Annotated in this window: 8 protein-coding genes; 6 read left to right on the top strand and 2 right to left on the bottom strand. The window is 42.6% G+C overall.

Going from position 1 to position 9,117, the window contains the following annotated elements; all coding sequences use genetic code 11:
• The 3 genes from CHU92_RS02115 to CHU92_RS02105 all read left to right on the top strand — a co-directional run.
• On the top strand, window positions 1–1,167 hold a 1,167-nt coding region (locus CHU92_RS02115), incomplete at its 5' end, for a YifB family Mg chelatase-like AAA ATPase (RefSeq protein ID WP_094412128.1).
• A gap of 134 nt (window positions 1,168–1,301) precedes the next feature.
• Window positions 1,302–1,964 (top strand): tRNA (5-methylaminomethyl-2-thiouridine)(34)-methyltransferase MnmD, encoded by a 663-nt coding sequence (mnmD, locus tag CHU92_RS02110; RefSeq protein WP_094412126.1) that lies wholly within the window; start codon window positions 1,302–1,304, stop codon window positions 1,962–1,964.
• Between the two features lie 142 nt (window positions 1,965–2,106).
• Entirely contained in the window at window positions 2,107–2,304 is a 198-nt protein-coding gene (locus tag CHU92_RS02105; protein WP_094412124.1) for a hypothetical protein, read from the top strand.
• Between the two features lie 24 nt (window positions 2,305–2,328).
• Here CHU92_RS02105 and CHU92_RS02100 read toward each other — a convergent pair whose 3' ends face one another.
• Window positions 2,329–3,276, bottom strand: a complete 948-nt coding sequence (locus CHU92_RS02100) for a hydrogen peroxide-inducible genes activator (protein WP_094412122.1) — start codon at window positions 3,274–3,276, stop codon at window positions 2,329–2,331.
• 114 nt (window positions 3,277–3,390) lie between these two features.
• On the opposite strand from CHU92_RS02100, the gene CHU92_RS02095 reads away from it, so the two are divergent.
• Both CHU92_RS02095 and CHU92_RS02090 read left to right on the top strand, forming a co-directional pair.
• Window positions 3,391–3,891, top strand: coding sequence for a Dps family protein (locus CHU92_RS02095; RefSeq protein ID WP_094412120.1), 501 nt, complete (start codon window positions 3,391–3,393; stop codon window positions 3,889–3,891).
• Between the two features lie 341 nt (window positions 3,892–4,232).
• Entirely contained in the window at window positions 4,233–5,849 is a 1,617-nt protein-coding gene (locus CHU92_RS02090) for a SulP family inorganic anion transporter (RefSeq protein ID WP_094412118.1), read from the top strand.
• A gap of 112 nt (window positions 5,850–5,961) precedes the next feature.
• Here CHU92_RS02090 and recG read toward each other — a convergent pair whose 3' ends face one another.
• Window positions 5,962–8,064, bottom strand: coding sequence for an ATP-dependent DNA helicase RecG (gene recG / locus CHU92_RS02085; protein WP_094412116.1), 2,103 nt, complete (start codon window positions 8,062–8,064; stop codon window positions 5,962–5,964).
• 356 nt (window positions 8,065–8,420) lie between these two features.
• On the opposite strand from recG, the gene CHU92_RS02080 reads away from it, so the two are divergent.
• The gene (locus CHU92_RS02080) at window positions 8,421–9,101 is read left to right on the top strand and encodes an AlbA family DNA-binding domain-containing protein (RefSeq protein WP_094412114.1); all 681 of its coding nucleotides are present in this window, start codon (window positions 8,421–8,423) and stop codon (window positions 9,099–9,101) included.
• Window positions 9,102–9,117: the final 16 nt, after the last annotated feature.

Raw genomic sequence — 9,117 nt, 5'->3', positions numbered from 1 at the left:
GCTATTAAAGCTAAAGAAGAAGGTTTCAGAGGCTTTTTCCTGCCAAAGCAAAATGTAAAAGAGGCCGCTATTGTGGCTGGCCTTGATGTGTACGGTGTGGAGAATGTGACCGAAGTGATTGACTTTTTTGAAGGGCGCGGCACCCTTGAGCCTACTGTTATAAACACCCGCGAAGAATTTTATAAAACACTGGATTTCCCTGAATTTGATTTTGCCGATGTAAAAGGGCAGGAGAGCATCAAGCGTTGTATGGAGATTGCGGCAGCAGGCGGGCACAACATAATACTCATAGGCCCTCCCGGCGCAGGTAAAACCATGCTGGCCAAAAGGCTCCCAAGCATACTGCCGCCCATGACCCTCAAAGAAGCGCTTGAAACAACCAAAATACACAGTGTAGCCGGTAAGATTAAAGATGTTGGCCTCATGAACCAGCGGCCTTTCCGCAACCCGCACCATACCATAAGCGATGTAGCGCTTGTAGGTGGCGGCAGTTACCCGCAGCCGGGCGAAATTTCGCTGGCACACAATGGCGTTTTATTTTTAGATGAGCTGCCTGAGTTTAAACGCACGGTACTCGAAGTAATGCGACAGCCGCTGGAAGACAGGGAAGTTACGATATCGCGTTCCAAATTTACCATAACGTATCCATCATCGTTTATGCTCGTAGCCAGCATGAACCCCAGCCCGGGCGGTTATTTTAATGACCCCGATGCGCCTGTAAGCTCTTCGCCGCACGAAATGCAGCGCTACCTCAGCAAAATATCAGGCCCGTTGCTCGACAGGATAGATATTCATATTGAAGTAACCCCCGTGCCTTTCGAAAAATTGTCAGATAACCGCAAAGCCGAAAGCAGCGTGGAGATACGCCGGCGGGTTACAAAGGCAAGGGAGATTCAGTCGGCACGCTTTGAGCACCTGGATAATATCCACTACAACGCGCAGATGAACACCAAGCAGATACGAGAGTATTGCCAGATTGATGATACATCGCTTCAGCTCCTCAAAACTGCCATGGAGCGGCTAAACCTTTCTGCAAGGGCCTATGACAGGATACTTAAAGTATCGCGCACGATTGCCGACCTGGATGCTTCGGAAAATGTACAATCTCAACATATAGCCGAAGCCATACAGTACCGCAGCCTTGACAGGGAAGGATGGCTGGGATAAATTTTTAAGTTTAAATTTCTTTTTTGGCTGGATCTTTAAGCATCATGATGTGAAACAGGCTTACATAACAGGTATAACGGTTACGGCTGAAGGCAAAAAACTATAATGCCTCTAACAATTCCTTCTCAACAAATATGAAACGTGAAATAATAACTACCGCGGACGGCTCAGTAACCATACACCTGCCCGAAATGAAAGAAAGCTACCATTCTAAATTTGGTGCTATTCAGGAAGCGTACCATGTTTTTATTAAAAATGGGCTGAGGCATTTTTCTGAATACGAACAGGTGGATATACTGGAAATAGGTTTTGGGACGGGGCTCAACGCGTTTATAACATTCTTGGAGTCACGTGGCATAGGCAAGGTTATACACTATACAGGTATAGAGGCTTTCCCGGTGAATGGAGTGGAAGTGGCAGCCCTTAATTATGTTGAACAGCTTAAAGCTATGGAATATAGCGATATTTTCCTCCAAATGCACGCTACAGAATGGGGACAGCAGGCATGGCTAAATGATAATTTTATGTTAATTAAAAAGCAGCAGTATTTTGAAGAAATTAACGATGAGGGACAATACGATTTAATCTATTTTGATGCCTTTGGGTATCATGCTCAGCCTGAACTTTGGTCTGCCAAAATATTCAAAAAAATGTATAAAGCCTTAAAACCTAAGGGGCTGCTTGTAACTTATGCCTGCCGTACAGTGATAAAAAAAGCAATGCAGGAGGCAGGTTTTACAACCGAAAAACTACCCGGGCCACCCGGCAAACGGGAGATGCTGAGAGGTTACAAGTGATTATTTATTGTTAAAAGTTTAAGAATTTGTAAATTATTAGTTTCTAAAATTTTGACATATGTAGTGTTGTAAATAAAAATTTATTATTTTTACATCACGTTCTTATACCTTCTAAATCATAAAAAACTAAAAAATTCTAAGAATGCCCAGACCTATGTTTAGCTACACGAAGATGGTTTTGGAAAGAGTAAGTTTTGACCCAAAACTGTTTTGCAAAGAACTGGAGAAAGCAATAAAAAACTTATTGCCTTATGAAATCGAGGAACTTATAGACTGGCTTCATAATTTTACAAATGAAAAGCCTGAGCTAAAAGCCTGTTTGGTTTATGTTCAACAATAAGAAAGGGGAGCTAAAAAGCTCCCCTTATTTTTTTTGTACAGGGCTTGTTATCGCCACATTCTGGAACGTTATGGCTCCTTTTACGACACTTGCTATCACACTCCGGAGCGCATCTATGATATGGAGTTTCAGTTCTTTTTTAGCATATATCAGGCTTACTTCCCTTGAGGGCTTCGGTTCCCTGAAATGCCTCAGCTTAGCAAGCGATTTTTCCGGCAGGTCAAGTGTGTGGAGGTAAGGGAGCAATGTCATGCCCATTCCTTCGTCAGCCAGTTTAACCATAGTTTCAAAACTGCCGCTTTCTACCTGGAAGGGGTTGTTTTCTATCAAGGAACTGTTACGGCAGATGTTCAGCACATTGTTGCGGAAGCAGTGGCCATCCTGCAGCAGCAGTATATTGTCAAGGTTAGCCTCAAGGTCTTCCACATCAAATTCTTTCTTTTTGAAAGCAGGGTTGTTCTCCGGCACATAAGCCACGAAAGGTTCATAGTAGAGCACAACTTCTTTGATGCTTTCCTCGCTGAGTGGTGTGGCTGCAATAGCGGCGTCAAGCTGCCCGTTTTTCAGCATCCTGATGATTTCTTCCGTTGTGCGCTCTTCGATTATAAGACTGACTTTAGGATATTTTTTTATAAATGTATTGATAAACATAGGCAGTAGCGTGGGCATTACAGTAGGTATGATCCCTATTTTAAATTCCCCGCCGATATAGCCCTTGTGCTGGTCAACAATATCTTTAATCCTTACTGATTCATTCACAATATTTTTAGCCTGGTTTACAATCATATGCCCTACATCAGTAAGCTGTATGGGTTTCTTGCTGCGGTCAAAAATCTGTATGTCAAGTTCTTCTTCAAGTTTTTGTATCTGCATACTCAGCGTAGGCTGGGTAACAAAGCATTTTTCTGCGGCAAGTGTAAAATTTTTATATTCGGCTACTGCCAATACATAATATAGTTGCGTGATTGTCATTAAATTGTAGTTGAATAGATTTTTGCAATAAAAATATAAAAATGACTGATATAAGCTATAGTGGCAGCCGTTATTTTTTAGTAACTTTGACAATAAATCCTAATAAAAAAGTATATGAAAACGAAAGAAGAAAATAAGGCCACAAACATTCTGGGTTTACCTGTAAAAGAAACTGAGGTTATTGCCGCAGAACTTAATATACTGCTTTCTAACTTCCAGGTATATTACCAAAACCTGAGGGGCCTGCACTGGAATATCAGGGGAAAACGCTTTTTTGACCTACATGTAAAATTTGAAGAGTTATATAACGACGCGCAGGAGAAGATTGACCTTGTCGCTGAAAGGATACTGACTCTGGGATTTACGCCCCTGCATACCTTTGATGATTATATAAAGAATAATAAGATTGATGTAGGCCGGAATATCACCAAAGATACTGAAGCTGTACATCTTATCATAAGTTCGTTGTCCAGCCTGTTGAAGATTGAAAGGGTAATCCTGGACGAGTCTGGCAATATAGGCGATGAGGGCACCAATTCGATGATGAGTGACTTTATCACAGAACAGGAAAAAACTATCTGGATGATGAAAGCCTGGAGTGAGGAAGAAATTTAAGTGTAGCAACTTTCATTGCCGCCAGGCCCGGCATGAATACGTGTTGCCAATATAAAAGTATTGCCGGATATATTTTTAATATTTTCGTTTTAATTTGGCTTACGCCGTTTTAACTTTAATTGAAAATAAAGCAAATGCACAATGGATTCCCAGCTTTTGCCAGGAAAAATTCATTAGAATGATGGTAAATTACCCTTGTTTTATTCAATATCATTACCCGTTAGCCCCAGAAAAATCAACTCTGTACTTACAGTATGTTTTCCTCAACACCACAGGTAATACATACGCGATAGCAGGCATCCTGCAATTCCTGTACATTTATTCTGCATCATATCCCGGTCATGAATAAAAAGATAGATTTTTTTACAAACCTTAAATCTGATTTTCCTGCAGGGCTTGTCGTTTTTTTAGTAGCGCTTCCGCTGTGCCTGGGAATAGCGCTTGCTTCAGGTGCGCCACCTTTATCAGGAATTATTTCGGGTGTGATAGGGGGTATAGTAGTAGGCTCACTTAGCCAGTCACCTATAAGTGTTTCCGGACCCGCCGCAGGACTTACATCAATAGTACTGGTGGCAATAACTTCTTTAGGGTCATTTGAGCTTTTCCTGCTCTCTGTTTTTCTTGCGGGTGTTCTGCAGTTGGTACTTGGTTTTGTAAAAGCCGGCAGCGTTTCAAAACTTTTTCCTTCTAATGTAATTGAAGGCATGCTGGCAGGCATTGGGATTATTATAATAATTACACAGCTTGTGCATGCTGTCGGTTTTGATAATAATTATGGAGGCCGGGAGCAGTTATTCAGGCTGGACGGCTCCAACCCTTTTTCGGATATTCCTGATATAGTCCGGCAATTTGAGCCGGTTGCCATAATAATAACAATAATTTCCCTGGTTATATTGATAGCATGGGACAAAATACCTACGCTGAAGCGGCTCAGGATTATCCCCGGGGCACTTGCTGCGGTAGTTGCAGGTATTTTAATAAATCAATTACTCAAAGCCACGGGCAATCCACTGGCACTCGAAAAAGAACACCTTGTGGACCTGCCGGTTGTCAATTCTGTCAGCGGGCTGCAAAACATTATCATCCTGCCTGATTTTAGTGCTTTCGGTAATTTAAAAGTATGGATAACTGCCTGTACTATAGCCATGGTAGCCTCTATTGAAACACTATTATGCATTGAGGCGTCAGACAGGATGGACCTACTGCAAAGATACACTGACACCAATGTTGAGCTTAAGGCACAGGGAATCGGGAATATTCTTAGTGCATTATTAGGCGGCCTTCCCATGACATCAGTTGTTGTAAGGTCATCCGCTAATGCCAATGCGGGTGCAAAGACAAAAATGGCTGCCATCATACATGGTATATTACTACTTATCTGCGTACTGGCCATACCCGTTTTACTCAATAAAATCCCGCTTGCCACACTGGCTGCCGTGCTAATACTCGTTGGCTACAAACTTGCAAGCCCTTTAAAAGTCATGTACTTCTGGACACAAGGCAAATACCAGTTCATCCCCTTCATCATCACGCTTATTGTAGTAGTGGCTTATGGCTTGCTATGGGGTGTAGGTGTAGGGATACTTCTAAATTTCTTTTTCATTTTGTATGGCAAAAATAAACGTGTCCCTAAGTTCCCCGCAGAGAAATATCCCGGTACCGGCGCTATGCATATTGACTTAGCCAATGAAGATTCCGCGTTTAATATAACTACAATAAAAGCTATCCTTGACAGTATACCCGGTAATACAAAAGCAGTAATTGATGCTTCAGGTACAAGTTACATAACTACTGATGTACTTAATTTCATCAGGAATTTTAAGGATGGTGACGCCAAAAAGGTAAATATAGAGGTTGTACTCATAGGCTTTGAAGATGCCAATAAAACGGAGAATAATAGTGGTAGCTATATATTTAGAGGGTATAATGGGAAAAATGGGGATAACAAACAGCCCTAATGAACCAGAAATTGCCCTTCGTATAGTGTTTGTTAATTATGATGAAGTATAACCAGGATTATGATATGAATCATAACCTAATCATTTCTTTTATAAGCTAAACCCTCTATAGTCAGGAAATATAATTCCAGATGTTTTTCTTTCTTGTTATTTCCAGGTAAGCATTCCGCATGGCAGCATGTTCGGGTTTGGCCATGGCAGTATCATCTTTAAGTATGTTAACCGCATGGTGCCGGGCCAGCTGCAATATGTCACGGTCTTTCACCAGGTCGGCAATCTGCAGGTTTAGAACGCCGCTTTGCTGAGTTCCCATAATATCACCCGGGCCACGCAGCTTCAGATCCACTTCGGCAATCTCAAAGCCGTCATTGGTACGGCACATGGTGTCCAGGCGGGTTTTGGTATCATTACCCAGTTTATGGCCGGTCATCAGTATGCAGTAGCTCTGGTCAGCGCCACGTCCTACACGCCCCCGCAACTGGTGCAGCTGCGAGAGGCCAAAGCGCTCGGCGCTTTCAATAACCATAACGCTGGCATTGGGTACATTTACACCCACCTCAATAACTGTCGTAGCCACCATAATATTGGTTTTCCCGGCAGCAAAGCGGGCCATTTCGGCATCTTTGTCAGCAGGCTTCATTTTGCCATGCACAATGCTTACACTGTACTGCGGCAGCGGGAAATCGCGCGATATACTTTCGTAGCCGTCCATAAGGTCTTTGTAGTCGAGCGTTTCGCTTTCCTGTATTAACGGGTACACAATATACACTTGCCGGCCCTTGGCAATCTCCTCCTTCAGGAACTTCCATACCATCAGCCGGTTGCTGTCATACCTGTGTACCGTTTTTATAGGCTTGCGGCCCGGAGGCAGTTCATCGATAACCGATATGTCCAGGTCGCCATACAGGCTCATGGCCAGTGTGCGCGGAATAGGGGTGGCGGTCATCACCAGCACGTGCGGCGGAATATCGTTCTTGCGCCACAGCCTGCTGCGCTGCTCCACCCCAAAACGGTGCTGCTCATCAATAATGGCCAGCCCCAGGTTGCGGAACTGCACCTTGTCTTCCAGCAGGGCGTGCGTACCGATTATAATATGCAATTCACCGCTCTCAAGCTCCCTGTATATTATTTTCCTGTCAGGCGTTTTGGTGGAGCCTGTAAGCAGGCGTATGTTGATGCCCAGCGGCTTTGCCAGTTCGCTTAAACCTGAATAATGCTGGGTGGCCAATATTTCGGTAGGCGCCATAAGGCACGCCTGGAAACCATTGTCAAGCGCCAGCAGCATGCTCATCAGCGCCACAATGGTTTTGCCTGAACCTACATCGCCCTGCAGCAGGCGGTTCATCTGGGCCGGCTGGCCCATATCGTTCCGTATTTCTTTTATTACCCGCTTTTGTGCGCCTGTAAGTTCAAAAGGCAGGTGGTTTTGGTAGAAGGCATTAAAATACTGCCCCACTTGTGTAAAAGGAAGGCCTTTTATCTTATGCTTCCTGATGATGTTTTTGGTGATAAGTTGTAATTGTATAAAAAAAAGCTCCTCAAACTTTAGCCGGAACTGCGCCTTTGCGAGCCATTCCTGGCTCTTGGGGAAGTGGATATTGAACAGCGCCACATTTTTAGAAATCAGCTGCAGTTCCTGAATAAGCGATGGCGGAAGCGTTTCCGCAAACCGCGCCTGTGTCTCTATAAACAGCTGCTGCATGATTTTGCTTATTACCTTGTTGCTGATGCCTTTTTGCGTGAGCTTTTCGGTAGAAGGGTATATGGGCTGCATGGCGCTGCGCAGGCTGGCCTGGTGTTCGGCAAGGGGTTCCATTTCGGGATGTGCCATGCTGAAAGTACCGCCAAATGGGGTAGCTTTCCCAAAAATTACGTATGGCTGGTTTAGTTTCAGGTTATCCCGTATCCATTTCTGCCCGCGGAACCATACCAGTTCCATTTCCCCGGTTTCATCGGTAAAGGTAGCCACAAGACGCGATTTTTGTTTGTCACCGGCTGATTTTATGTGAATTATCTTTCCTATCACCTGCACCTCGCTGTTGCTTGCTACCAGCTCGTTTATATTGTAGTAGCGCGTGCGGTCTATGTAGCGGTTAGGGAACAGGTTCAGCAGGTCTGAATATGTATGTATGCCCAGTTCTTTCCGGAGCAGCTCGCCGCGCGCCGGGCCTACACCTTTAAGGTATTCGATTGGAGTTTCGAGAAGCTTGTTCATCCCTGCGAAGATAATAAAAAGCTGCCGATAGCTGGGTTCCTTTGTGCTACTGTATGCATATCAGGAGCAGCCCTCTTCCTGCAATTGCTACACGTTGTTCCCGCTTTCGCCTTTATCTGCCTCCGCAGGCTGCGGCAGGATACCGGCTCTATCGGGGCTAAAGGGCTATGGCCGCGAGCTGGCCGAGAACGGGCTGAAAGAGTTTGTAAATGTGAAAACAGTATATATAAACAAATAAAAAGAAACCGCCTGATGAGGGGGGTGAAGAGAGTATTGACTTTACTATATTTAAAGTTATACATGTATTTCGTACATTAGCCATATTATTGAAGTTAACGAATACACTAAACTGATAAATGAAATCAGAATTTATACGAAATACTATTGCTGCAATTCAAAAATCTATACAGAGTAACTCATTTATAGATGTTGAAAAATCCAACATTGAATTAAAGGATTTATCAACAAATGGTGAGTGGAAATCACTTAATGAAACTATTTGTGCTTTCCTTAATACTGACGGAGGAATAATTATTTGCGGAATTAAAGAACGTGATAAAAAGTATTCCTATACTGGTTTTAATAGAAATAATGAAAGTAAATTGATAGATTTACACACAAAGTATTTTCAAGATGATTTCGATAAATTCATAGACTTATCAGAAAATATTTTTTTTGAGTATATGAGTTTAACAGTAGGTGAGGTTGTAGTAATAGTAGTATATCCTGTTTCTGATGATAAAAAATATTTACGCTTTGATGGTAAATATTATGAGAGAAAGCTAACACAGGATAGAATTATACCACCTTCTAAAATTTTACATCAAAAAGAATATAAAGCTGAAGTAGAATATGCCAAAGAACTTACTAAAGTAGATGGAGCAACTATTAATGACTTAAGTATTGATAAGGTAAACCATTATGTACATCTTCTAAATAGAGAAATTAGAAATGAGACTTTAAAAGCAGACTTGACACAAGCAAAGGCATTTTTAATAAAACAACATTTTTTAAGTACACGACAAAAATTGTATTAAATTAATTTCCAGCTTA

The sequence above is a fragment of the Flavobacterium cyanobacteriorum genome (assembly GCF_002251835.1).
Lineage (GTDB): Bacteria > Bacteroidota > Bacteroidia > Flavobacteriales > Flavobacteriaceae > Flavobacterium > Flavobacterium cyanobacteriorum.
This window is presented reverse-complemented; position numbering and strand designations above follow the sequence as displayed.

Coding starts and splice junctions, on each gene's coding strand:
- CHU92_RS02080 (WP_094412114.1), top strand. CDS start 8,421: ATGAAATCAGAATTTATACGAAATACTATTGCTGCAATTCAAAAATCT.
- CHU92_RS02090 (WP_094412118.1), top strand. CDS start 4,233: ATGAATAAAAAGATAGATTTTTTTACAAACCTTAAATCTGATTTTCCT.
- CHU92_RS02100 (WP_094412122.1), bottom strand. CDS start 3,276: ATGACAATCACGCAACTATATTATGTATTGGCAGTAGCCGAATATAAA.
- CHU92_RS02095 (WP_094412120.1), top strand. CDS start 3,391: ATGAAAACGAAAGAAGAAAATAAGGCCACAAACATTCTGGGTTTACCT.
- recG (WP_094412116.1), bottom strand. CDS start 8,064: ATGAACAAGCTTCTCGAAACTCCAATCGAATACCTTAAAGGTGTAGGC.
- mnmD (WP_094412126.1), top strand. CDS start 1,302: ATGAAACGTGAAATAATAACTACCGCGGACGGCTCAGTAACCATACAC.
- CHU92_RS02105 (WP_094412124.1), top strand. CDS start 2,107: ATGCCCAGACCTATGTTTAGCTACACGAAGATGGTTTTGGAAAGAGTA.